Origin of the sequence: Pedobacter zeae (assembly GCF_014196715.1) — a bacterium.
GTDB lineage: Bacteria > Bacteroidota > Bacteroidia > Sphingobacteriales > Sphingobacteriaceae > Pedobacter > Pedobacter zeae.
On sequence record NZ_JACIEF010000001.1, the window covers coordinates 1,036,757 to 1,061,852 of the forward strand.

Consider the following 25,096-nt stretch of genomic DNA (forward strand, 5'->3'; position numbering starts at 1 on the left):
GGTGGTGAGCGAAGCAGAAGAATAGAGAGAATTCCCGACGGCATGTAAAATTTACCGTTAGTGTGCTTTGCGCGCAATGTTCTTAACGGTAAGCAGGATGATAATTTTGCGGAAGAGAATTTTTTATGCAAGAGTGCAGATAACCATACGCGGAGTAGGTTACACAGAAATGTTGTAATTAAACGGGATGAAAGGTAATGTTAACCGGATTTATCTTTCTTGGAAAGTAGATTTTGACTTAGCATTCCGGAAATCAGAAGGGGCGATTCCGATTTGTTTCTTAAAGAAATTACTGAAATAAGCGGCGTCTTCATATCCTAAATCATAAGCAATTTCTTTAGCAGATTTATCTGTATACATGAGCAGGCGTTTGGCTTCCAGGAGAAGTCTGTCTCGGATCACAGTCAGCGGAGATTTATCGTTGTATATCGCGAAATAATTTGCCAGTGTTTTAGGTGATTTATTCAATCGATCGGCGTAAAATTGTACAGTATGCTGTTTACGGTAATTGTTCTCCACCAGTAAATTGAATTTCCGCAAGATATCGAGTTTGTCTTCAGTTAGGGATTCGTTGTTCAGGTATTGCTTTTTAGCTAACCGGGTTACAATTATGATGAGGCGTTTAAGCAGCATTTGCAGCATATCACGCTGTATGGTATCCTTATCATCAAACTCTTCTATAAATACCTGGAGCAAAAGGTTTAATTTTCTTTGTTGCTTTTCATCTAAAGCAATGAACATGATCTCAGCAGAGCCATAGAACAAAAAACCGACGCAGCTTACTTCTTTATCGTGATCTACAATGCAATAAAAGTTTCGGTTATATTGCCAGGCGATGACCTGTTCCGGGTGTTCAAAAGTAAAGGTCTGGTTCACCATTAATGGTAGGACGGTTTGAGAGGTGAGTGTGTATTGGATACCATCTATTGTTACGATCTGGGCTGGTCCATCATTCCATGCAATAGTCAAAAATTTATCTTTGTGATCCCTTTTAAAAAATAAACGGTCGAAATCTGGTTCGTGCAGGTTCAGGTGCAGTTCGCCGGTGGAAACCGGATCGATGTAGTGTAGCTTCATGTCACATTTAGTTGAAAATTTACTGCAAATATAACAATAGGGCAATGGTAGAACGAAAGGTCTGTGCATTCTGAACATTGAATAGGTATTTCACTTGACGCTTCTGGTGGTTTTAGGGATAAGCAATCCAATAACAGTTGAATTTGTAAGGAACCTTTACGATTACAACTTTAAAAACTTCTATTGCTTATGACGGTTTCGAGAGAAGAGTTGTTTGCGCTGAAACTGAAGAAATATTTCTTGACGCATGATAGGAAATTGCAAAATTTGAATATGAAGATTATGACGAATCTATTTTATGGCGTGAATAAAAATCGTCTGCAGAAGATACACTAGTCTTTTCCTAAATCTACTCAAAACGGCAATCACTCTAAAAATCGGTAACTTATTCAAACAAATTTACCAGGTGACCGGCTTACTGGATAAATTGACTTATATAGCCAATATGGAGACGAAATTTAGTCGAAACTGGTGCTTTTTTGATGGCAAAAAACAAAAAAGGCGCAATTTCTTGCGCCTTTCGTGATCCCGCTGGGATTCGAACCCAGGACCACTACATTAAAAGTGTAATGCTCTACCAGCTGAGCTACGGAATCATTCTCCTTTTGTTTAAGGAGGTGCAAATATAGGGATTTATCGTTTTGTTGCAAACATTTTTTTGAAAATATTTTGATGTTTTTTTGCTGCTCAGAACAGGCTATGTTAAGTGCTTGTTTTTAAGTGCAGTATGCATAAATTTATTTTTATGCTGCAACAATTCCTCAACTCGCTATTTACTTGTTTTAGGTATAAAATTTAAAAACGACTGGAATTGCGCCTTGTGTTTATTTTTATCCAGTTTAAAATAAAAGGCTCCACGGCGCGAACTCGATTTATCCTTGTCGCTCTGCTTGATCAATAGTCCGCTGGCGGTAATTTTACGTATAAAGTTCCGGTTATCTATCGGCGAATCGTAAACCTGTTCGTATAAATTCTGTAATTGCGGTATAGTAAACCGTTTTGGTAAAAGTTCAAATAAAATAGGATGGAGGGCTGCCTGGTAGCGGATTTTATCCATAGCGGCATTAACCATCGCATTATGGTCGAAAATTAATTCCGGAACTTCTTTTAATTTAAACCATTCGGCATGGAACTGATCATTGATCTGTTTACTGTATTTACGGATATCGATCAGTGCAAAGTAAACCACCGATACGGTACGTTCAATGGGGTCACGGTCGGGTGCACCATAGGCATGGAGCTGTTCCAGGTAAACATCGTGTAATCCGGTCAATTCCAATAAAATCCTTTTGGCTGCGCCATCAAGATCTTCATTTTCACCAATAAAACCGCCCATTAAACTCCAATTATCTTTAAGGGGTTCTATCGCTCTTTTTATGACCAAAAGTTTTAATTGATCGCCGTCGTAGCCAAAAATAATGCAGTCTACTGCAACAAGAACAGGTTTTTGATTTAAATATTTTCCCATGTTAAAATAGCGTATTTAATTTAGCATCGTTATAATCTGCAATATAACCCAGAATATTCGGATAATTTTCAAATTCTTCGGTTGTATGTGTTGTGGTTAATACCATGCAGCGCATACCTGCATGTAGAGCCGACTCCACACCTTTGGGTGCATCTTCAAAAACCAGGCAATCGGCCGGTGTAATGCCCAGTGCTTCAGCAGCCTTTAAAAAGGTTTCGGGATCGGGTTTGCTTGTATGCACATCATCGGCACTAACAATGGCGCTCAGGTAATGCCTAATATTTAATCCATCTACCACGAAATCGATATTGAAAGGAATAGCCGCCGAGCCAATGGCCATGGGGATCTGCGCAGCCTTTGCACGCTCCAAAAAGTTATCTAACCCGTCTATTAAAGCTAAATGAGGTAAATAACCCGCCTGATAGCGCTTTTCTTTATCTGCCGAAAGGCGTTCTATTTCGGCAGGGCTAAACCTGTCTTTGCCAAAAACACGCTCAAGCACTTCGTGGTTTTTGCCGTACATTTCTTTTTTTACACTTGCATAATCCAGTGCGGTGCCTAAATCTTCGGTCATAATGCTGTACCAGGCCAATGTATGGTATTCCATATCATTAATCATGGTTCCGTTTAAATCAAAAAGAAAAGCTTTAGGCCTGAAATTTAAATTATGCATATACTTGCTAAATTATGTGATTTTTTTTGATGTAGGGAATGATGATCAATATTAACAGAAATAATATATAATCGTTGGCCCGACGTTAATATTTTTTCATACATTAGCCTTAACCAAAAATAAATCTATATGAAAGCATCAGGAGGTTACCAGGTAAAAAACCACTATTGCTTCATCAACTTAAAACAATAATAACTGATGAAAAAAACATTTCTTAAAGCGTTACCCTTAGCTACTTTGTGTTTAGCCCTTACTTTTAGCGCATGCAATTCTAATAAGGATAAAGGCACAGCAAGCAGCACACAGCAAGATTCATTAAAATACAGTACAACCATTGATGGTAAAGCGGTTAAACTTTACACGCTAAAAAATAAACAAGGTGCTTCGGTATCGATTACCAATTATGGTGGCAGGGTAGTTTCGCTCCTGGTTCCGGATAAAAACAATAAATTAACCGATGTGGTTTTAGGATATGACAGTATAGGCACTTACCGTAAAAAAGGAGAACCATTTTTTGGGGCCTTAATTGGCCGGTACGGAAACCGCATTGGCAAGGGAAAATTTACGTTAGAGGGCAAAGAATATCAGTTACAGCTTAACGATGGTGTAAATACCCTGCACGGCGGTACCGATGGTTTTTATGGCAAAGTATGGGATGCTAAACAACTGGATAGTACCAAGCTTGAGTTAACCTATGTATCGAAAGATGGCGAAGCCGGTTATCCGGGTAAACTGGATGTGAAGGTAACTTATACATTAACAGAGGATAATGGGCTGCAAATTGATTACCAGGCAACTACAGATAAAACAACCATTGTAAACCTAACCAACCATGCTTACTTTAACCTAAATGGGGAAGGCGACAGCACGATTTTAGATCACGAACTAACCGTTGATGCGAATGCTTACACGCCGGTAGATTCGACCTTAATCCCAACCGGAAAATTACAACCCGTTGCTGGTACTGCTTTCGACTTTAATAAAGCCAAACTTATTGGCAAACAAATTGGCGATGCCGACGAGCAATTGAAATTTGGTAAAGGTTACGACCACAATTTTGCCTTAACACACCACGATGGTAAAACGCCTGTGGCGGTGGTAAAGAGCCCTAAAACCGGTATTATATTATCCATCATTACCACCGAACCAGGCTTGCAGTTTTACAGTGGAAACTTCTTAACAGGAGCTGATAAAGACGGTAAAGGCGGTAAATCTTACCCGCACCGTTCTGCTTTCTGTTTAGAAACACAACATTTTCCCGATGCACCAAACCACCCGAATTTCGCTTCTACGGTACTCAAACCAGGCGAAACGTATAAAACAAGCACAACCTACAAATTTTCGAAGTAAGGTTAATTTGTTAAAAGGTTAACTGGTTAATTGTTTAAATTGATTAACTGTAAATGAAAGATATACCTCTCAGGTTCATAACCTGAGAGGTTTTTTTATCATAACAGACTTCCGGATAAACTTAGATTTACGATACAGCCAGTTTTATACTGTTAATAACCGCTCTGGGAATTGAGAAATGTTTTCAATCGTGAGCTGTTGCATAATCTGGTACAGATGGGTTTTAAACATATTAATGGTATGCACTCCGCCTTCATCGCCCAATGCTCCAACGCCATACATAAACGGACGACCCATGAAGTTGAATTCAGATCCTACCGCATGTGCCCTTGCCAGGTCAACACCCGAGCGGATTCCTCCATCCAACATGATCTTGAGTTTTGATTTGTAAGCTTCGTTTCCGGCGAGTTTGATTAAAGAATTGATCGATGATTCACCTGCGTCGATTTGTCGTCCGCCATGATTCGAAACAATAACCCCGTCAACACCGATCTGTATGGCTGCCTGCATATCTTCATCGGTGGCTATTCCTTTTAATACCAATGGGCCTTTCCAGATTTCGCGGATGGCTGAAACCTTTTCGATATCAACTTTCCCTGTAAATGTCCGGTTCATAAACTGCCCCAACTGCGACATGTCCATACCTTTTTCCATATAGGGCTTTAAGGTGGCAAATGACGGGATACCATGCTGGAGTGTTTTAATCCCCCATAACGGCCTTGCGAATGCTTGTAAAATATTGCTTACCGACATTTTAGGCGGTATAGAAAGGCCGCTTTTAATTTCCTTATACCTTAAACCGAAGGCGGGAACATCTACCAATACCACCAATACCGGGCACTCAACGGCTTTTAAACGGGATAAAATATCATCCCTTAGTTTGTTTTCGGTAGGGTGATAAAGCTGAAACCAGGCTTTTCCTTCCGAAACTTCTGCAATGCGTTCGATACTGCTGGTTGATACTGTACTGAGCGTATAGGGAATATCATGTTTAGCTGCAGCTTTGGCCAGAATTTCGGGTGCGTTTGGCCACATTAAACCTTGTAAACCAATAGGGGAAATGCCAAAAGGCGCACTATATTTACGGCCAAAAAGCTCAACCGACATGTCAATAGCTCCACCAACACGTAAATAGTTAGGCTTGAGGTATATGTTATCAAAGTCGGTTTCGTTGCGAAGCAGGTTTAGCCCTTCGTTGCAGCCACCTTCTAAATAATCGAATGCAAATTTTGGTATTCTTCTTTTAGCTTTACGTCTAAGGTCAGCTACCGAAGGGTATTGAGGGTGATAAGGAAAGGTAATTTTTTTACTCATTATTTAATTTATTGTCATAGCCACAGGCATTAAAAATTAAAAACTAACACAATATCTTGTAATTTCCGTACTGCACTGTCGGCTACGCTGGGTTTATACCGGTTTGGGCACCGACCAACAGCACCAAACCTATCAAAAAAGCTTTTTATAGCTTATAGAAAGCTTTAGCGTTATCAGAAAAAATCAATTTCCTTTCGTCAGCGGTAAAGCGTTCTGCATATTTATTTACGAGGTTAAACCAATCCTGATAAGGTCTGCTGATCAGCATTACCGGCCAGTCGCTGCCGTACATAATTCTTGCTGTACCAAAATGTTTAAACATGACATCAAAGCAGTTAAAAAGTTCTTTTTCAGTCCAGTTTTTCCAATCTGCCTCAGCCAATAAACCCGATACTTTGCAGCTCACATTTGGATTGGAAGCCAATGTTTTAATGTTGGCTGCCCATGCAGTCAAATCCTGGCTTTTTACATCCGGTTTGCCACCATGATCCAATACCAATGGTTGATCGGGAATTTGATCAACCATTTCTATAATTGCTTTTAACTGATTGTGGTAACACAACAGATCGTAAGTATAATGGTATTTTTTTAGCTGTTTAACACCTGCAATAAAAGCCGGATTGAGGATAAAATCACGGTTTTCGGCCTGTAGTACATGTCGCCAGCCTTTAATGGTTTTATGGTTATGCCAGTAGTTTAAACGTTCGTCCAGATCGGGATTAAGCAAATCTACCCATCCCACAATACCTTTTATAATTTCGTTTTGCCCCGCGAGCCCTAACAGAAAATGATTTTCTTCTTCTGATTGATTCGCCTGTACCGCAACACAACCGGTAATCTGAAGATCCTTATAAACGCTCACCAGGTTCGTGGGAGAAAAATCTTTCCGGATCGCCATCATGTCTTCACTGATCCAGTTATCTCTAACCGGGTCGAAATTCCAAAAATGTACGTGTGTATCAATCATAAAAAAAAGGATTAAAGTTTAAAAATCTGGTCCATCAGGATCCATTTTTCCCCTGGTTTTGCACCTGGCAATGCCTGTTGGAATTTCCACATTAAAGTTTCCCATTCCTGTACTTTCGGGTTGGCCAAATCTGCTTTTGCCTTTTCATCGAAAGAGAAGCTTTCGTTAACCTCCATGATCATAAATAAGCGGTTATCAAGCAGATAAATCTCCATATTTTCGATGCCCGAAGAAATTATGCTTTCTTTAATCTCCGGCCACACCGACCGATGGTAATGCTTATATTCTTCTATCAGCTTTTTATCATCTACAAGATCTAAGGCTAAGCAGTATCTTTTCATGTTACTTTTCGCTGTAAGCTTTAACGGTTTGTTTACTCGAGCCCAGGCCATCAATTCCCAGTTCAACCACATCACCGGCTTTTAAATACCATGGTTCCGGTTTCTGGCCTAAACCTACTCCGGCAGGTGTTCCGGTGGTAATCACATCACCTGGTAAAAGGGTCATAAACTGGCTGATGTATGAAATCATAAAAGGAACATTAAAAATCAGGTTCGAAGTATTTCCATCCTGTAAAGTTTTCCCGTTTACGGTTAGCCAAAGGCGGAGGTTGTGTACATCGGCAATTTCATCCTGTGTAGCAATAAAAGGCCCGATTGGCGCAAAAGTATCGCAGCTTTTTCCTTTTACCCATTGGCCGTTTCTTTCGATCTGAAACTCACGTTCGCTGTAATCATTATGCAATACATAACCTGCAATGTGTTCTAAAGCATTTTCTTCTGAAACATAACTCGCTTTTTTACCCACAACAATGGCTAATTCTACTTCCCAATCGGTTTTTTTGCTGTTTTTTGGGATAATGAGGTCGTCATTCGGACCAACTATTGCAGATGTAGCCTTGAAGAATAAAATCGGTTCTGAGGGAATTGGGGCATTGGTTTCTGCCGCATGGTCTTTGTAATTTAAACCCACGCAGATAATTTTGGAAGGACGTGCCAATGCAGGACCAAGGCGTACACCTTTATCAACCCGTGGCAGATCAGCCGATTCGATATCTTTTTTAAGTTTCTCCAAGCCATCACCACCAAAAAAATCTTCATTATAATCTTTCACAAATGCCGAAACATCATAATAATTATCGTTTATAATTAACCCCGGTTTTTCAGCCCCAGCTTCGCCAAATCGTATTAATTTCATTCTGTTATATTTAAAAATTTGTATTAATTGTTCAAGGTAGTAAATCCGCCATCAATAGGGTAATCGCAACCGGTAATAAAAGAAGCTTCATCGCTGCACAGGTATAAAGCCAGCGCACCTACCTCTTCGGGCTTTGCCATTCTGCCTATAGGCTGTGTTTTAGAAAGCTTTTCGAACATTTCAGCGATATTATCCGGATAGTTTTTCTGTAAAAAACCATCAACAAAAGGCGTATGCACCCTTGCCGGAGAGATAGAATTACAACGGATGTTTTCGCCAATATAATCTTTGGCCACACTCATGGTAATGGCTTTTACTGCTCCTTTTGCAGCACTGTACACGAAACGGTCGGGTAGGCCGACCAACGCAGCAATTGATGCCATATTGATAATTACACCGCCGCCGGCCAAACGTAACTTTGGAATAGCTGCATGCAGACAATTGTAAACGCCTTTAACATTTACATTCATTACACGGTCAAAATCGGCTTCAGGAGTAGTATCAGCCTTTCCGATGTGCGCAATACCTGCATTATTGATCAGAATATTGATCGGTCCAACCTGGTTAAAAATATCGTGAACAGCCTGATGATTGGAAACATCGCAGCCATAGCTGAATGCTGTACCGCCATTTTCCTTAATTTCATTAATGGTATCCTGTGCCTGCTCCGTATTCAGTTCAATAATGTGAACTTCAGCACCCTGTTTTGCTAAAATGGTTGCAATAGCTTTTCCAATACCACTTCCTCCGCCGGTAACTACTGCTTTTTTATTTTTTAATGAAAACATGTATAAGATTGGTTATAAATTATAATTGATTAGAATACAAATAAAATAATTATTCCTGATTAAAAATTTTATCTTCTTGTCTAAATATTAACAGATATTGGCATCGCCGCCCCCGGTACCCGAATATTTCTGCCAGGCGTAAAAAGGCCCAGAATTTTGCGTTTACACTTGAATGTTATAATATTTTGGCCAGCATTCTGCATGTTACCTTACGCTATTCAGCCGTTTGGACATAAAGGGTTAATCCCAATCCTTTCCTCTATTTTTTTAACACATTTATGTGCTTCGGTGAGGATAACATCATGTTTAGTGTCCTGTTCTTTATTGACCGCATTTAACATGGAAATGGTTAAACAGGCCACAATTCTGTTATTACCGGTAATGCCAACAGGAACCGAAAGATCAGTTATACCCGAAACCGGGTCACTGTTTTTGAAATAGGAACCCCTTTGCTGAATATCTTGCAATGAAGCCAAAAAATCTTCTTGCTGAACCTTGGGGTATTTTTTAAAAATGACATTGTTTCTTAAAATGGTATTCCTTTCGTCATCAGGCAGGTAGGCTAATAAAACCTTTCCCGGTGCGGTTAATGGCAACGGAAAAAAGCTTCCTTCTTCAATAGAAAGTGCAATCGGACCCGGACTTTTAGCATGGATAACCACCATTGCCTGGTTCAAATACAAAATACTTAGATGGCAGGATTGGTGGATGGTATTGGCGAGTTCTTCTAACGGAAGTTGTGCTGCTTTGCGCAGTTCGTCAATAGGTGAGTGCCTGTGAGAAAGATAAAAAAGTTTTAGCGAAAGCCGGTATTTACCTGAAACTTCATCGCGCAGGATATATCCGCGGCATTCCAAGCTCATTAGCATGCGGTATATTTCGTTCGGTGTTTTTCCTATTCCGGCGGCAATTTCGGTTTGCGATAGTGGGATAGATTGCACAGATAAATATTCCAGTATATCAAGTCCCTTATCTAAAGCAGGGGCCTGGTACTTCGATTCCTTTTCATTCATAAAGGTTTAAATTTGGCTATTGCATAATTTTGCAATCTCAAACATACAAAATGCTTTACTATTTAACGATCCTGAGCAGAATTGTTAAATGTTCTTGCCTGGATACCAATCATTTTCTCCGCTGTATTTAGGGAAGGTAATGGCAAGAACGATTAATTGAAGGAGGATTTACGTGCTGATCAACCGCTTATTCACTAGGAAAGTGGGCTCGCTGCTAAGAGAAAAGTTTATTTCATTGCCGGCACTGCAATATTGGTATCGGTGTTACAGGCAAAGAAATAAACAAAAAATGGTAGCCGGAATTTTATTAAATCCGGAGAAAGAATATTAAGCTGGTTAAAGATGCAGGAAGGCTGGCAATATGATAATAAACTATTTATTCATCAGTAAATTAACCAGTTCTTTAAGTTCCTCTATTTCTGACTCCAGTTTTTCGATGCGGGTTTCCAGTTCGGTGGTGTTAAAAGTTGGTGCAGTAACCTCTGCTGTTTCCGTTATCGTTTCTACCTGCTCGCCCAAAAGGTGTATAAAGCGGGCCTCTTTTTGTCCGGCTTTTTTAGCCAGTTGTTTTACGAAAGCGGGTTCATCGTCCGATAATTTTTGGAGTTGCTCCAACACTTCTTCTATGCTTTCAAATTCATATAACCGGCCCGAGTTGCTATTGATCTCGCCAGGTGTTAAGGGGCCGCGTAAAAGCAGAAGGCAGATAATGGCCAGCTCTGACGGTAATAGGGGATAAACTATCGCCAGGTTATGTTTGTATTTGGTGGCACGGCTCGATCCGCCTGTTGCGGTTGAGATAAGGCCTTTTAGTTTAAGCTGATTTAAGGTAAGTGTAACGGTTTCTTCATCGTAGTTTACTACAGGATTTCTTGAGCTTTTTTGGTTGCAGGCAGCCGTTAAGCTGTTCAAAGTCATGGGATAATAATCGGGCGTGGTGCGGCTTTTTTCGATGAGCGAGCCCAAAACACGCTGTTCTTCTGCAGATAAATCGGGTAGTGGTTTTACGTTGTCCATTTTATAAAAGTATTAATTGGATGAACATTTTGGAAATTATTTTGTTAATGGTTTAATTACAGTGTGTTATGTAATGTGTTACTCTATAGAATAATTCTAAATTTCGGATTTAATACCATTTGAACGTTAGAATGACGAACTTAGAAGAACATCCTAAAGCTAATCCCATCCAAATATGAAACTTTCTGATCAAAAGCCAAATCAGGGCGATAGCAGGCGCGATTTCCTTAAAAAAAGTTCAGTAATTACGGCCATTGCCTTAACACCGGGCATTGCGGTTAAAGCAGCTGAAAATAATGTTGATGAGCGTTTTGCCGAACTTTTTGAAAAAATCCCCTTAAACCTTACCGTAAATAACAAAGCGTATCAAACATCGGTTGAGCCAAGGGTAACACTTTTAGATTACCTGCGCGAAGAGCTGCATTTAACCGGAACCAAAAAAGGTTGCGACCACGGCCAGTGCGGTGCCTGTACCGTGCATGTAGATGGCCAAAGGGTAAATTCCTGTTTAAGCTTAGCGGTGATGAACGAAGGAAAGAAAATTACTACGATTGAAGGTTTGGCCGAAGGCGATAAACTGCATCCGATGCAGGCAGCTTTTATTAAACACGATGGTTTTCAGTGTGGTTACTGCACCTCAGGGCAGATTATGTCGGCGGTGGCCTGCATCCGGGAAGGGCATGCCGGTTCAAGGGCAGAAATCAGTGAGTACATGAGTGGCAACATCTGCCGGTGCGGGGCTTACCCCAATATTGTGGATGCCATTGTTGATGTAAAGGATGGAGGGGCAACGGTATGATCAATTTTCAGTATTTAAGAACAAGCTCGGCAAAATCGGCCATTGCCCTGTTGTTAAAAGATAAAAACGCCAAATTCCTGGCTGGAGGTACCAACCTGATCGATCTGATGAAGAGAGGGGTTACTGCCCCCGAAAAACTGATCGATATCAATCATGTTCCCTTAAAACAGATTGAACAGGTTGGAAGTAAAATTCATATTGGCGCTCTGGCTACCAATACGGCAGTTGCAGAACATGCTTTGATCAAAGAAAAACTGCCCCTGCTTTCGTGGGCGCTGCAGGCCGGTGCCTCAGCGCAGCTGCGCAATGTAGCTACCGTTGGCGGCAACATGATGCAACGTACCCGTTGCGGTTATTTTTATGATACCGAAATGCCTTGTAATAAACGCCAGCCGGGTAGTGGTTGTGGCGCTATGGAAGGTTTTAACCGCATGCATGCTATTTTTGGCACATCAGAAAAATGTATTGCCGTACATCCCAGCGATATGTGTGTGGCCTTAGCCGCACTCGATGCCGAAGTGGTATTGGCGAATCACAAGGGCGAGCGTAAAATAGCCTTTAGAGATTTTCACCGCCTGGCAGGAGATACGCCACAGCTTGACAACAATCTAAAGACAGATGAAATGATTATCCGTTTGGAAATCCCTGTGAGTAACCTCGCTAAAAATTACCACTATCTGAAAGTGCGTGATCGTGCTTCTTATGCTTTTGCGCTCGTTTCGGTAGCAGCGGCGTTTGAGCTGAACAATAATAAAATTACCGATGTCCGTTTGGCGATGGGAGGCGTGGCGCATAAACCATGGCGTTTAACGGCATCAGAGGATTTCCTTAAAGGAAAAGAAGCTTCCTTATCGAATTTCGAAAAGGCGGCAGAATTGGCCATGAAAGGTGCTAAGGGCTTTGGCGAAAACAATTTTAAGCTTAAACTGGCCCCCAATACAATTATCGAAGCGTTAAATCTTGCAAAATCGAAAGCTTAGTTATGGAAAAGCGCATGTTAAAAGAAGATACGGATAGGGTTGATGGAATTTTGAAGGTTACCGGAAGGGCTAAATATTTTGCAGAATACGAACTCCCTGGGCTAACCTATGGTGTATTGGTAACCAGTACCATTACCAAAGGAAAAATTACCGCACTTGATACAAAAGCAGCAGAAAATGCACCCGGTGTAATCGCGGTGGTTTCGCATTTAAATAAACCGTCTGCAGCAGCTTACGAGCAAGAAGGTGGCCCGCAGATGAAGATTTTTTATACCGATAAAATCTTTTACAACGGACAGCCGATTGCTATGGTTGTGGCCAATACTTTCGAAAGGGCAACTCATGCGGCTTCTTTGGTAAAGGCAACCTATGCAAAAGAAGAATTTAATACCGATTTTGCAAAGGCATTAAAAGATCCGAAAGCCAAAAAGCTTCAGGGACAGGCTGATTATAAACGGGGTATAGAAAATGCCTATAAAACGGCAGAGGTAAAACTCGAAGAAAGGTATTTTCTACCCATAGAAACACATAACCCAATGGAACTGCATGGCATGATTGCCGATTGGCGGCCAAACAACCAGGTTACCGTTTATGCCAAAACGCAGGGTGTAAAATCAACCCAGGGTACCATTGCAAACGTTTTTAAAATCCCACCAGAAAATATACAGGTAAATTCGGAGTTTGTGGGCGGCGGCTTCGGGATGGCTTTACGTACCTGGCCGCTCGAAATCGCAACGGTAATGGCTTCCAAACATATCGGCAAGCCGGTAAAGGTAGTGATTACGCGCGCCCAGATGTTTACCATGGTGGGCAACCGGCCGGCAGCCATCCAAACCATAGGCTTAGGGGCAGATAAGGATGGTAAATTAACCGGTATTACCCACCGTGCTTATGGGGAAACATCAACTTACGAGAACTTTACCGAAGGTGTGGTGAACATGGCCAAATTTATGTACCAGTGCGATAATGTGAATACTTCTTATGCCATTGTTCCGGTAGATCTTGGTGTACCGATCTGGATGCGTGGGCCTGGCGAGGCAACCGGAGCTTTTGCCCTGGAAAGTGCCATCGATGAAATGGCACATGCTTTGGATATGGATCCACTGGATTTTAGGATTAAGAATGATCCCGAAACAGATCAACAGAAAAACAAGCCTTTTTCAAGCAAGAATATTAAAGAAGCCTATAAAATCGGTGCCGAAAAAATAGGCTGGAGCAACCGTAAAAATAAACCCGGTAGTTTGGTTGAAGGACAATGGCAAACCGGATATGGGGTAAGTGTTGGTGTATTTAATGCCAACAGGGGAAAGGCAAGCGTTAAAGGAATTTTAAAGGCCGATGGGTCTTTGCTATTACAAAGTGCAACAAGCGATATCGGTCCGGGAACGGGTACCGGTATGACCTTGATTGCCCATAAACTGATGAAAATCCCGGTTGATAAAATTACGTTCGAACTGGGCGATTCTTCTTTGCCCCCTGCACCCAGCCAGGGTGGTTCTGCTACTTTATCTACTGTCGGATCGGCTGTAAATGACGTTTGTGAGGCTTTAAAATCGACCATTTCCGAACTTGCAATTCACTCGGGGATGGATCCAACTGCGAATTTTGTTGAGGTATTGAAGAAGAACAACCTCCCTGCTATAGAAGTTACCAAAGAGAGCCATAGCGGAAAGGAAAGGGATAATTATTCGATGTATTCTTTTTCCATCCACTTTGTACAGGTAAAGGTTCATGCGTTGACAGGTGTGGTTAAAGTAAGTAAAATCGTTTCTGTGGGCGATTCCGGTACGATTGTAAGTCCGAAAACTGCCCGCAGCCAAATGTTGGGTGGCGCTGTTGGGGGTATCGGTATGGCTTTAACAGAAGAAGCGGTTATCGATCACCGTTATGGCCGGTATATCAATAACAACTTTGCCGATTACCATGTTCCGGTAAATGCCGATGTACCTGAAATCGATGTGAACTTTATCAATAAGCCTGATCCTTATATCAACCCGATGGGTGCAAAAGGGATGGGCGAAATTGCGTTGATCGGCTTTTCTGCCGCGGTAGCCAATGCCGTTTTCAACGCAACAGGGAAAAGGATCAGGTCTTTGCCGATTACGCCTGATAAAGTATTGGGTTAAAGGGTTTAACGAGGGGACAAATATCTCCTAAGGCATTTTAGACCAGGTTTCCTGGCTACCGATGCCCTGACCAATACTGTCATTGTGGAGGAGAAACGACAAAGCCTGCTTCAAGCAGGCTTTGTCGTTTGAAAAACGTCTTCCCGAAATAAGGATTTCCCGGGGAGATAACCTCATTTTGGTAAAAACCGGTATATATTTTACTTCGCCGTAGCTTTACCTGAATAAGTAGCAGCCAGTTTTAGCGCGTTGTATGCATTAACAATACCACCACTGATGCAAAGGTCTGAGAATGGAACAGATACTTTCTCGGCATCAGGCTCTTCGCCTTTAGCGTAGGTTACATTGTGGTTTACTTTGGTAACCGATTTAACAATAATTTCTTTTACCTGTGCAGCAGTTAATTTTGGGTAATAAGAACGGATTAAACCTGCTAAGCCGGCAACCACCGGAGAAGCCATACTGGTTCCATCTAAATGTTTGTATTTAGAACCCGGTACAGTAGAATATATCTGAACACCGGGAGCAAAAACATCTACCTGGGTTTTACCAAAATTTGAGAAACTTGCTTTTAATGTTTCGTCATCTTTAGGGCCGGAGGCTCCAACCGTAATCCACGATGAAATGGTTTTCTCGTCTAAATCTTTGTGGTTAGGGAAATTGTTCTCTACATCGATGTTTTTGTTTTCATTACCGGCAGCCTGTACAATTAATACGTCTTTCGAAGCCGCATATTTCATCGCTTCGTTTACCACTTCTTTGTTCCAGCTATAGGCCTTGCCAAAACTCATGTTAATTACTTTAGCACCATTATCAACCGCGTAACGGATGGCATTTGCAACATCTTTATCTCTTTCATCGCCATTTGGTGTACAACGCACCCCCATAATGGCTACGTTATCCGCTACACCCAAAATACCAAGTTTATTGGTTCTGTCAGCGGCAATAATTCCTGCTACGTGTGTACCGTGCATGGCATCGGGACCGGCTACATCGTTATTGCCGTAAAATTTCTCATTAACATTGTTCGGATCGTCGCCAACAATCGAACGCGGATCGTACTCCAGGTTTAAATTGTAATTAACCTGGCGTGTGTAATAATCGAAGCCTTCTACAATCTGATCTTCGTAAAAATCTTTGAAGCTTCCTTTTTCAAGTTGCTGCGTTAATACATTCTGTATCCTGCCTTCAACTGGTGTAGAAGGTTTAAAGTTTTTAAAATCTTCCAATGTAGGATTTTCTTTTCCGATTTTCTTCACTACGGCATCTAAAGCATTTTTGAAACCGGTAAGGCCTGCAAGATTTTCTTTAGCTTCTGCCAGTTGTTTCTCAAGGTCAGCACGTTCTGCTTTAAACGCTTCCCAATCTTTTTTATCCTTTTCTGCAACATTTGCGTCTGTAGTATTTGCAAAACGTGCCTGATCGCGACGAACCAAACGTGTTAATTCTAAGGTTTCGAAATTGACAGACTCTTTAGGGCCACCAATAAAATTCCAGCCGTTTATATCATCGATGTAACCGTTTTTATCGTCGTCTTTGCCATTACCGGCTATCTCTTTCGTATTTACCCACATCACCCGTTTTAAATCTTCATGGGTAGCTTCTACACCGCCGTCATTGACTGCTACGATAACTTTAACTGATTTTTTGCCTTTTAAAAGTTCTTTATATGCTTTTTCGGTACTGATTCCGAATGTACTGTCGCTTTTAAGATCAAGATTTTGCCAATTGGCTTTTTGGGCGTTGGCCAAAGTAGGCAGTGCAACTACGAGTGCAGCACTAAAAAGTGCCCTGAAAATTTTATTTGTATTCATTTAATTACTTTTGGTTTTAACGGCGAAAGTTAATTTTAATTTTTTTATTGAAAGAAATTGTAACAAAAAATAATGCTTTTAACACATTTTAACTAAAGTGGCGTTATCCTGAACCGACTTAAGTGCGAGGAGGATATTAACCCACAGGATAAAAAAAATCCCGAAATAATTATTTCAGGATTTTTAACTTTCGTAAAAATAGCTTAACTATTTTAAATTAGCCACAATTTTTTTCGCCATTTCATCATGCGATTCGATCACTTTCAGTGTAGCACCTGCCCATGCTTTAACACTTTGATCGCGGTTTTCAGCCCCTGTTTTAAACAAGGCTACCGTTTTAGCATGATCGGTAACCATCATGTCCATATAATGTTTATCAAAGGCGGCTCCGGTTATTTTTTTCATCTCATCCAGATGGATTTGCTGGTCGGCTGGCAGCGCATCTGGTGTAATTACTTTTTTGCTTTGAGCTAACGCTTTTAGTTCGTTATTGGCTTTGGTATGGTCGGTAAGCATCTTGGCTGCAAAGTCTTTTACTTCGGTGCTTTGGGCATTTTTAGCTGCAATTTTAGCAGCCTCAACTTCCATAATCCCACCAACAGCGGCTTTTCTTAAAAAAGTTGCGCCAGCTTCATCAATGCCTGATTCGGTGCTTTCGGATCCCACATCATGGGTACCGTTAACCATTGTCGTATCTCCTGAAACACTGTCTTTGGTAGTGGCTGATTTTTTATCTGCAGTTTGACAGGCTCCCAATGAGAGTACGAATGTAAAAGCGATAGGTAATAAGAATATATTTTTCATGTTTTCTTTACAATTGATGTGTACTAAAAACAAGAGAAACTTAAAAAGGTTTTTCTCTATTCTATACTTCTACTGTAAATATCGGGAATCACAATTCCCATTTGCCTCTCGGGGTTCTCGATTACCGAAAAACCAAATTGCTCATACAGGCCATGCGCATCTAAAGTGGCCAGCTGGTAACGGCGAAGGCCCTGCAGATCGGGGTGGAAAATCATAAACGACATCAATTTCTTCGATAAGCCCAAACCACGGTAACTTTCTTCAATATATACGTCGCAAAGCCATGCAAAAGTTGCCTTGTCGGTAACCCAACGGGCAAAACCTACCTGTTCATGACCTTTATAAATACCAAAACAAAGCGAATGCTCAATAGATCGCTTTACCGTATCAAACGGAATATTTTTAGCCCAATAAGATGCAGTACTCAAATAGTGATGGATGGCCCCGATATCTAAAAGCTCTTTTTTATCTGAAAATATAAATCCGTTTTCGCTGATTTCCATTAGTATGGTTTAATTGGTTAGTGGTTTAAATGGTTAACCTCTCAGTTACGCATGTTAATATATTGCAATGGCTGTCCGAAATCCTCACTTCTGCACAAACTGATTACCGCCTGTAAATCGTCGATTTTTTTTGCGGTTACCCGTACCTGATCGTCCATGATTGACGGTTGTACTTTTAGCCCGCTGGCTTTGATCTTCGCCACCACTTTTTTGGCAGCTTCTTTATCGAGGCCCTCTTTAATGCTGATCTCTTTCCTGATCATATTGCCTGAGGCCTGTTGTTCATCACCGAAATCCAAACTTTTAGGATCAAGGTTCTGTTTCATCATCCTCGAAATAATCGAACCTTCAATGGCTTTTAAGCGCATATCATCTTCGGTAACGATGGTAATGATGTTTGTTTTTTTATCCAAATCGATCGTACTTTTCGAGCCGTTAAAATCGTAACGGTTAAGAATTTCCTTTTTGGCATTGTTAACCGCATTGTCTAATGTTTGCGCATCAACTTTACTTACTATATCAAAAGAAGGCATGGTTTTAGCTTTAAAGTAAAAAAATAAGTAGATTTAAGAAATTAATCTTACCTCACAAAAAAACGAAAAATAATATGAAAACCACTAAACCAAAGTCTCAAAAAAAGATTACCAAAAAGGAAGTCAAAAAACAATTGGAGCAATCTATCACCGATAAATTTTTAGAGGTAATCAAAAGTTTAGGACATGATGTATCTGAAATCAGTACAGAGGTTGGAAAGGCGAGTAAGCGTGTGGCAAAAAAACTGACCAAGAAATTTACCATCGTAAAAGCTGATGTAGGTCAGAAAATTGATGAATTATTAAAAACATCAAAAGAACAAGCAAAAACAGCGAAAAAACCGGTTGAAAAGGCGGTAAGCAAATCAGAAAAGACGGCTAAAAAAGTGGTAAAAAAAGCAGTTGCCAAAGCTAAACCAGTAGTGCAGAGTGTTAAAGTAGCTGCAATAGAAACCGAAGAAAAAGCAGAAAAAATTTTGGCTAAACCTGTTGCCACAACCAAAAAGGCTGTAGCAGAAACAGCTAAGGTTGTTAAAAAAGCAGCAACCCCTGCAACAAAGGTACCGGCGAAGACAGCAACCGCAGCTAAAAAAACAACAGCCCCGGCAGCTGAAGCAAAAAAAGCAGTGGCGAAAGCAACACCTGCGCTTAAGAAAGTGGTTAAAACACCAACAAAAAAATAAATTTGTTAACGTTAACATGCAAATGAATTAACATCAATTTAACAAATTAATATGCAGATTTGAGCATCCCTGTTTTTGACAGGGATTTTTTATTTTTTTAAATGAGCAATAAGAAAATCCCCTTTTTTAACCGCGAAATCAGCTGGCTTTATTTTAACGAGCGCGTATTGCAGGAAGCTGCTGATGAAACTGTGCCATTGATTGAACGTATTAAATTTCTATCCATATTTTCTTCCAACTTAGAGGAGTTTTACCGCGTGAGGGTAGCCACCATGAGCAGGCTCACCAACCTGAACGATAAAGCAAAAGCACTTTTAGGGTTTAATCCCAAGAAAATCCTTAACGAGATTAAAAATATTGTAGTAAAGCAGGAAAGGAAGTTCGACCAGCTTTTTCAGGCTACTTTGATCAACGAACTGGCGCAGAACAGGATTTTTATTTTAAACGATACCCAGCTCAATGTAAGCAGGGGTGAGTTTGTGAAAAACCATTTCAGGGATAAGATCTTATCCAACCTGGTTCCGATTATGCTGGATATGGATAAACCCTTTCCTGAATTGAAGGATAGGTACCTGTACTTCTTCGTTAAATTATCAAAAAAAGATACCAAAGTAAGGGAGAAGTATGCAATCATTGAAATTCCGCCAAATTTACCTAGGTTTTTGGTTCTTCCAGAAACAAATGATCTCAAATTTATCATCCTGGCGGAAGATATTATCAGGTACTGTTTGAATGATATTTTCTACATTTTTACCTACGATAATTTAGAGGCGTATTCAATTCAGCTCACACGTGATGCAGAACTGGACATCGATAAAAATGTGAGCGATAAGTTTATAGAAGATTTAAAAAACAGTTTGGAAAAGCGCAAAAAAGGAAAACCCATGCGTTTATTGTATGATTCGGCCATGCCTTTGGGTATGCTCACTGTTTTGGTGAACAAACTGAAACTGGAAGCCGAAAGCCTCATCCCCGGTAACCGTTACCATAAATTCGGAGATTTTATTGCTTTTCCGAATGTGGGCAAAAAGGAGTTGGAATATGCACCGAATGTGCCACTAAAAGTTCACGATCTGCACCGCACACAGAGCATGTTCGCTAAAGTTGCACAACGCGATTACCTGGTTAATTTACCTTACCAATCGTACGATTACATTATTTTATTTCTGCGCGAGGCGGCGATAGATCCAAAAGTTACCGAAATCCAGATTACGCTATACCGTTTGGCCGAAAACTCTAAAGTGATCAATGCTTTGATCAACGCGGCCAAAAATGGTAAAACGGTTTCTGTTTTACTTGAGCTTAAGGCCCGTTTTGATGAACAGGCCAATATTTTCTGGACTACCCGTTTAATGGAAGAAGGGGTAAAAGTGAATTATGGTTTAACCGATTACAAAGTACATTCTAAAATTTGCCTGGTTAAACGGATAGAAAAGGATAAACCTGTTTACTATGCCAATTTAGCAACCGGCAACTTTAACGAAAAAACTGCTGGCTTATATTGCGATCATAGCATTTTTACAACCAGAAAAGAAATTACCAACGATCTGGTTAAACTTTTTGATGCTTTGAACAAGCGAACGGTAACCAAAGGATTTAAGCACCTGATTGTTTCGCCTTTAGAAAGCCGTTCTAAGCTGGTTAGTTTTATAAACCGCGAAATCAGGAATGCCAAACAGGGCAAACTGGCCTATATTATGCTCAAAGTAAACAGCCTGGCTGATGAAGCCATTATTTCCAAACTTTACGACGCGAGCAATGCCGGTGTTAAAATCCAGTTGATTGTACGTGGCATCTGCTGTTTGGTGCCTGGTGTAAAAGGCTTTAGCGAAAACATTACGGCCATCAGCATTATTGATAAGTTTCTGGAGCATGCCCGTGTTTATATTTTTGGTAACAATGGCAAAAACGACATGTACCTTTCTTCTGCCGATTTAATGAGCCGGAATTTTGAGCACCGGGTAGAGGTGGGGTTCCCGGTTTTGGATAAAGATGTGAAACAGGAAATACAGGATATTATCGATCTGCAATTGCAGGACAATACCAAATCGAGGCAAATTAATGCTTTGAACAATAATAAATATCATAAAAACAGATTAAGTAAAAAGATAAGGGCACAGGTAGACATCTACAACTATTTAAAAACCAAGCATCAATCATAATGTTAAGATACGCAGCTATAGATATCGGCTCGAACGCAGTGAGGCTACTCATTGCTGATATCAGTAAACAGGACGGAAAATATAAATACAAAAAGAATACGTTAATCCGCGTACCATTGCGTTTAGGTGATGATGCGTTTTTAGATCAGCATATTTCGGAGAAAAAATCGGCCGACCTGGTGAAAACAATGGCAGCCTTTAAAAACCTTATGGATGTTTATCATGTATCGGAGTACCTGGCCTGTGCAACTTCTGCCATGCGCGAAGCCCACAACGGGCAGGATATTGTAAAGCTGATTAAAAAAGAAACTGACCTTACTTTAGAGATTATAGAGGGGCAAAGAGAAGCCAATATTATCTATGCCAATCATATCGAGGAGCAGCTTGATGAAAATAAAACCTACCTGTATATCGATGTGGGCGGAGGTAGCACCGAACTTTCTGTTTTTGTAAAAGGTGTACCCGAAGCATCGAGGTCTTTCAATATCGGTACCATCAGGATGCTCGATAACCAGGACAAGGAAGAAACCTGGGAAGAAATGAAAGATTGGGTAAAAGAACATACCAAAGCTTACAAGCATCTTGCAGGTATTGGCACCGGTGGTAACATCAACAAACTTTTCCGCATGTCGGATGAGAAGGAAAATGCGCCTTTATCCTTGCAAAAGTTGAATTCGATGTATAATAAGCTTACCAGCTACTCCTTAAAAGAGCGGATCCATACCCTGGGTTTAAATCCTGACCGTGCGGATGTAATTATCCCTGCCTGCGAAATTTACCTTACTTTAATGAAATGGACAGGAATTAAACAGATTTATGTACCTAAAGTAGGTATGGCCGATGGAATTATTAAGTTATTGATTGAGGAGAAGCTGGATTAAGAAAATTTTCATGGTACTATTCCTTGCAAGGCCGTCATTTCGACCGTAGCGGAGAAATTTATGCTTCGTTAAACACTTCGTAGTTCTCTACTGCGTTGCACTCGGCTCGAAATGACGACTCCTGAGAGAGCTGTCACCCATATTCATTATAAAAATAAATCATCCCTCAGGATGACAAAACGAATGGATATGGGGTATAAGTGATCATGTCAAAAGGAATGTATACACATCCAACCCTGCGATCTTTGAGCCTTCATCTGTGTACTCTGTGCTAAAAATACATCAGCTCATTGCCAGCCTTAAATAACTTTTCACCTCTTCATTTACATCTTCGCTGAAATAAATTCTTAAATGGTGGTTAAACTGATGGGTTCCGGGTACCTGCGCAATTTTGACGAAGCATAAGTTATCTTCATATGCCTGATCGAAAGGGATCACGACATGCACGAAATTTTTGCCCAATTGGGTAATGTATGCGAAAGTGGTTTTAGATTCAATAGCAATCATCGATTTGGTGGCGCGCAGATTAATTTTGCCTATTTCAGCCAATTGCTCCATAAAAAAACGGAATAGCCCTAAGGTATATTCCGTTTTTCCGTTTAAAAAGTCTGACAACTGTTTTTCTTCAGACATCATTTTTTAATCTTCTAATAATTTTGTTGCGGCTTCATCGGTAAACCAGGTTAATTTACCGTCAATAGGATCAATTAACTGAGAAGGGTATAAATCGACATTCTTTTCTGTATCGCCTATTACGTGCTTCAATGCTTCTGCTTTGTTTTCTCCAAATACCAGAAAGGCAATATTCTCGGCTTTGTTAATTAAAGGGGCGGTAAAACTGATGCGGTAGGTATCGAGTTTCTCTACATAAACAGCAGCTACATTCACCTCTTCATCCTTAACTAAGGTGGTATGCGGGAAGATTGAAGCGGTGTGCGCATCGTCGCCCATACCTAAAAGAATCAGATCGAATACGATATCTTCGCCCTTAAAATGCTGATCAATTGCTTTTTTATACTCAATAGCGGCTTTTTCCGGAGCCAATGTGGTATTTACATAAAAAATGTGATCTTCTTTAATGCCCAATGGATCTAAAATGGTCTTTTTTGCCATTAAGCCATTGTAGTTATCATCATCGGCCGGAACGTTACGCTCATCGCCAAAAAAGAAATAAACTTTATCCCAGTCAATGCGGTGTTTACCTTCTGTTGCCAGGTAATGGTAAAGTGCTTTAGGAGAACTGCCGCCCGTAAGTACAAAATTGAAACGGTCGTTCTGTTCGATAGACATTTCTGCAATTTTAATTACATAATCTGCCAGATCGTGGTTAAGTTCTTCTAATGTTTTGTATATGAGTAGATTCATGTTGTAGTAGTTGATAGTTGATGGTTCATGGACATTTGTCCATGAACCATCAACTTAATTATTCCTTATTCTTCAATGGCAGGTTAAACCAGTGGAAACCGTCTCTTGCAATTAAAGCTTCGGCTTCTTCTGGCCCCCAGCTATCAGCAGGGTAATTAGGGAAATTGATAGATTTTTTGCTTTCCCAGGTATTCAGGATCGGCATCACCAGTTCCCATGCAGCTTCTACCTGGTCGCCACGCATGAACAGCGTCTGATCGCCCATCATGGCATCCAACAACAAGGTTTCGTAAGCCTCTGGGGTATCGCCCTCATAAGTTCCCTTATAGTCAAAAACCATATCAACAGGGTTCAATACCATATCCAAGCCCGGTCTTTTGGCCTGAACCTGCATACGGATACTCATTTCCGGCTGGATGCTGATTACCAAGCGGTTCTGTTGCCAGTTTTCGGTTACACCTGAAGAGAAGATCTGATGAGGTACATCCCTGAACTGGATGGTGATTAACGACGAAGTTTGGTTTAAGCGTTTTCCTGTTCTTAGATAGAAAGGAATGCCTTGCCATCTCCAGTTATCAATATGGAATTTAACGGCAGCAAAGGTTTCGGTATTTGAATGCGGATCTACGCCTTTTTCCTGGCGGTAGCCTGGTACTTCTTTACCTTCAACCCAGCCTTTGCTGTATTGGCCGCGAACCGTGTGGAAACGGATATCTTCGGCAGAGAAAGGACGCATGGCCTTTAAAACCTCTACTTTACGGTTCCTGATCTCATCAGCATCGAAATTGATAGGGGCTTCCATACCGATTAAACAAAGCAATTGTAAGAGGTGGTTTTGGATCATATCCCTCAGCGCACCCGAACCTTCGTAATAACCGCCACGATCGCCAACTCCCAACTGCTCGGTTACCGAAATCTGTACATGATCAATATAAGACCTGTTCCACAAAGGCTCGAAAAGGGCGTTTGCAAAACGGAAAGCCATCATGTTCTGAACGGTTTCTTTACCCAGGTAATGATCGATACGGTAGATCTGTTTTTCAGTAAAAATAGTGCTTAACAGCGCATTAAGTTCTTTTGCTGATTCTAAATCGTGACCGAAAGGTTTTTCGATAACGATGCGGCTGTTATCTTCATCCTGTGTCAGTTTATATTTCTGTAAACACTCGGCAATAATAGGAAAGAAGTTCGGTGCAACCGCCAGGTAGAAAATTACCTGAGTACCCGCACCAAATTCTTTTTGATATTTTTCTACTGCTCCCTTAAGATTTTCGAACGTTTTTGGCTGCGCAAAATCGGTAGGGCAATAATGCATGGTGCTGGCGAAATTGTCCCATTTTTCTTTTTTTACTTTTCCGCTGCGCGAAAACTGGTTTACGGCATCTTCTAAAGCAGCTTTATAGCTATCGTCAGTAAATTCGGTTCTGCCCGTACCGATAACCGCAAACTTATTTGGCATGTAACCCTCTATAAATAAGTTGTATAGGGCAGGCGCTAACTTTCTTTTGTTTAAATCACCTGTTCCACCAAATATTACAAAAATGGTAGGGTTTAATGCGGTTTTGCTTTTCATTTTATCTTG

At 40.7% G+C, this 25,096-nt stretch carries 24 protein-coding genes and 1 tRNA gene; 7 read left to right on the plus strand and 18 right to left on the minus strand.

Annotated features, from left to right (window positions below):
* Nucleotides 1-210: 210 nt before the first annotated feature.
* From GGQ60_RS04320 to GGQ60_RS04335, 4 genes are all read right to left on the minus strand, one after another.
* The gene (locus GGQ60_RS04320; protein ID WP_183760208.1) at nt 211-1,077 is read right to left on the minus strand and encodes a helix-turn-helix domain-containing protein; all 867 of its coding nucleotides are present in this window, start codon (nt 1,075-1,077) and stop codon (nt 211-213) included.
* A gap of 523 nt (nt 1,078-1,600) precedes the next feature.
* Nucleotides 1,601-1,673: transfer RNA gene (locus GGQ60_RS04325), tRNA-Lys, on the minus strand.
* 173 nt (nt 1,674-1,846) lie between these two features.
* Nucleotides 1,847-2,545: an NUDIX hydrolase gene (locus tag GGQ60_RS04330; protein WP_183760210.1), complete on the minus strand. Its 699-nt coding sequence runs from the start codon at nt 2,543-2,545 to the stop codon at nt 1,847-1,849.
* 1 nt (nt 2,546) lies between these two features.
* Nucleotides 2,547-3,218, minus strand: coding sequence for an HAD family hydrolase (locus GGQ60_RS04335; protein WP_183760212.1), 672 nt, complete (start codon nt 3,216-3,218; stop codon nt 2,547-2,549).
* A gap of 198 nt (nt 3,219-3,416) precedes the next feature.
* Between GGQ60_RS04335 and GGQ60_RS04340 the strand changes: the two genes are divergently transcribed.
* Nucleotides 3,417-4,568: an aldose epimerase family protein gene (locus GGQ60_RS04340; protein WP_183760214.1), complete on the plus strand. Its 1,152-nt coding sequence runs from the start codon at nt 3,417-3,419 to the stop codon at nt 4,566-4,568.
* A 144-nt stretch (nt 4,569-4,712) separates the two neighbouring features.
* On the opposite strand, the gene GGQ60_RS04345 is transcribed toward GGQ60_RS04340, so the two are convergent.
* From GGQ60_RS04345 to GGQ60_RS04375, 7 genes are all read right to left on the minus strand, one after another.
* Nucleotides 4,713-5,882 carry an alpha-hydroxy acid oxidase gene (locus GGQ60_RS04345; protein ID WP_183760216.1) on the minus strand — a complete coding sequence of 390 codons (1,170 nt, stop codon included), beginning with the start codon at nt 5,880-5,882 and terminating at the stop codon, nt 4,713-4,715.
* 145 nt (nt 5,883-6,027) lie between these two features.
* Nucleotides 6,028-6,849 (minus strand): amidohydrolase family protein, encoded by an 822-nt coding sequence (locus tag GGQ60_RS04350; RefSeq protein ID WP_183760218.1) that lies wholly within the window; start codon nt 6,847-6,849, stop codon nt 6,028-6,030.
* Between the two features lie 11 nt (nt 6,850-6,860).
* On the minus strand, nt 6,861-7,190 hold the full coding sequence (locus tag GGQ60_RS04355; RefSeq protein WP_183760220.1) for an L-rhamnose mutarotase: 330 nt from the start codon (nt 7,188-7,190) through the stop codon (nt 6,861-6,863).
* Nucleotide 7,191: 1 nt separating this feature from the next.
* Nucleotides 7,192-8,046: a fumarylacetoacetate hydrolase family protein gene (locus GGQ60_RS04360; protein WP_183760221.1), complete on the minus strand. Its 855-nt coding sequence runs from the start codon at nt 8,044-8,046 to the stop codon at nt 7,192-7,194.
* 23 nt (nt 8,047-8,069) lie between these two features.
* The gene (locus GGQ60_RS04365; RefSeq protein WP_183760223.1) at nt 8,070-8,834 is read right to left on the minus strand and encodes an SDR family NAD(P)-dependent oxidoreductase; all 765 of its coding nucleotides are present in this window, start codon (nt 8,832-8,834) and stop codon (nt 8,070-8,072) included.
* Between the two features lie 218 nt (nt 8,835-9,052).
* Complete coding sequence (locus tag GGQ60_RS04370) at nt 9,053-9,847, minus strand: IclR family transcriptional regulator (protein ID WP_183760225.1); 795 nt, start codon at nt 9,845-9,847, stop codon at nt 9,053-9,055.
* 372 nt (nt 9,848-10,219) lie between these two features.
* Nucleotides 10,220-10,864 (minus strand): YceH family protein, encoded by a 645-nt coding sequence (locus GGQ60_RS04375; protein ID WP_183760227.1) that lies wholly within the window; start codon nt 10,862-10,864, stop codon nt 10,220-10,222.
* Nucleotides 10,865-11,039: 175 nt separating this feature from the next.
* On the opposite strand from GGQ60_RS04375, the gene GGQ60_RS04380 reads away from it, so the two are divergent.
* The 3 genes from GGQ60_RS04380 to GGQ60_RS04390 are packed head-to-tail and all read left to right on the plus strand — an operon-like array spanning nt 11,040 to nt 14,769.
* On the plus strand, nt 11,040-11,663 hold the full coding sequence (locus GGQ60_RS04380; protein WP_183760229.1) for a (2Fe-2S)-binding protein: 624 nt from the start codon (nt 11,040-11,042) through the stop codon (nt 11,661-11,663).
* Nucleotides 11,660-12,643, plus strand: coding sequence for an FAD binding domain-containing protein (locus GGQ60_RS04385; RefSeq protein ID WP_183760231.1), 984 nt, complete (start codon nt 11,660-11,662; stop codon nt 12,641-12,643). The genes GGQ60_RS04380 and GGQ60_RS04385 overlap by 4 nt, the downstream gene beginning before the upstream one ends.
* A gap of 2 nt (nt 12,644-12,645) precedes the next feature.
* Nucleotides 12,646-14,769, plus strand: coding sequence for a xanthine dehydrogenase family protein molybdopterin-binding subunit (locus GGQ60_RS04390; RefSeq protein ID WP_183760233.1), 2,124 nt, complete (start codon nt 12,646-12,648; stop codon nt 14,767-14,769).
* A 200-nt stretch (nt 14,770-14,969) separates the two neighbouring features.
* Here the strand turns inward: GGQ60_RS04390 and GGQ60_RS04395 are convergent, their stop codons facing one another.
* From GGQ60_RS04395 to GGQ60_RS04410, 4 genes are all read right to left on the minus strand, one after another.
* A complete protein-coding gene (locus GGQ60_RS04395) occupies nt 14,970-16,583 on the minus strand; it encodes a S8 family peptidase (protein ID WP_183760235.1) in 1,614 nt (537 codons plus the stop codon).
* Between the two features lie 207 nt (nt 16,584-16,790).
* Nucleotides 16,791-17,387, minus strand: coding sequence for a DUF4142 domain-containing protein (locus GGQ60_RS04400; RefSeq protein ID WP_183760237.1), 597 nt, complete (start codon nt 17,385-17,387; stop codon nt 16,791-16,793).
* Between the two features lie 56 nt (nt 17,388-17,443).
* Nucleotides 17,444-17,890, minus strand: coding sequence for a GNAT family N-acetyltransferase (locus tag GGQ60_RS04405; protein WP_183760239.1), 447 nt, complete (start codon nt 17,888-17,890; stop codon nt 17,444-17,446).
* A 41-nt stretch (nt 17,891-17,931) separates the two neighbouring features.
* A complete protein-coding gene (locus tag GGQ60_RS04410) occupies nt 17,932-18,423 on the minus strand; it encodes a YajQ family cyclic di-GMP-binding protein (protein WP_183760241.1) in 492 nt (163 codons plus the stop codon).
* 74 nt (nt 18,424-18,497) lie between these two features.
* On the opposite strand from GGQ60_RS04410, the gene GGQ60_RS04415 reads away from it, so the two are divergent.
* The 3 genes from GGQ60_RS04415 (at nt 18,498) to GGQ60_RS04425 (ending at nt 22,149) form a co-directional block, all read left to right on the plus strand.
* Nucleotides 18,498-19,106 carry a hypothetical protein gene (locus GGQ60_RS04415; protein WP_183760243.1) on the plus strand — a complete coding sequence of 203 codons (609 nt, stop codon included), beginning with the start codon at nt 18,498-18,500 and terminating at the stop codon, nt 19,104-19,106.
* A 101-nt stretch (nt 19,107-19,207) separates the two neighbouring features.
* A complete protein-coding gene (gene ppk1 / locus GGQ60_RS04420) occupies nt 19,208-21,268 on the plus strand; it encodes a polyphosphate kinase 1 (RefSeq protein ID WP_183760245.1) in 2,061 nt (686 codons plus the stop codon).
* Entirely contained in the window at nt 21,268-22,149 is an 882-nt protein-coding gene (locus tag GGQ60_RS04425) for a Ppx/GppA phosphatase family protein (protein ID WP_183760247.1), read from the plus strand. The genes ppk1 and GGQ60_RS04425 overlap by 1 nt, the downstream gene beginning before the upstream one ends.
* A 282-nt stretch (nt 22,150-22,431) precedes the next feature.
* On the opposite strand, the gene GGQ60_RS04430 is transcribed toward GGQ60_RS04425, so the two are convergent.
* From GGQ60_RS04430 to zwf, 3 genes are read right to left on the minus strand one after another with little or no spacing between them, the layout of a single operon-like run.
* On the minus strand, nt 22,432-22,785 hold the full coding sequence (locus GGQ60_RS04430) for a DUF5655 domain-containing protein (RefSeq protein WP_229685088.1): 354 nt from the start codon (nt 22,783-22,785) through the stop codon (nt 22,432-22,434).
* 3 nt (nt 22,786-22,788) lie between these two features.
* Nucleotides 22,789-23,514, minus strand: a complete 726-nt coding sequence (gene pgl, locus GGQ60_RS04435; protein ID WP_183760249.1) for a 6-phosphogluconolactonase — start codon at nt 23,512-23,514, stop codon at nt 22,789-22,791.
* 58 nt (nt 23,515-23,572) lie between these two features.
* On the minus strand, nt 23,573-25,087 hold the full coding sequence (zwf, locus tag GGQ60_RS04440) for a glucose-6-phosphate dehydrogenase (RefSeq protein WP_183760251.1): 1,515 nt from the start codon (nt 25,085-25,087) through the stop codon (nt 23,573-23,575).
* Nucleotides 25,088-25,096 lie beyond the last annotated feature (9 nt).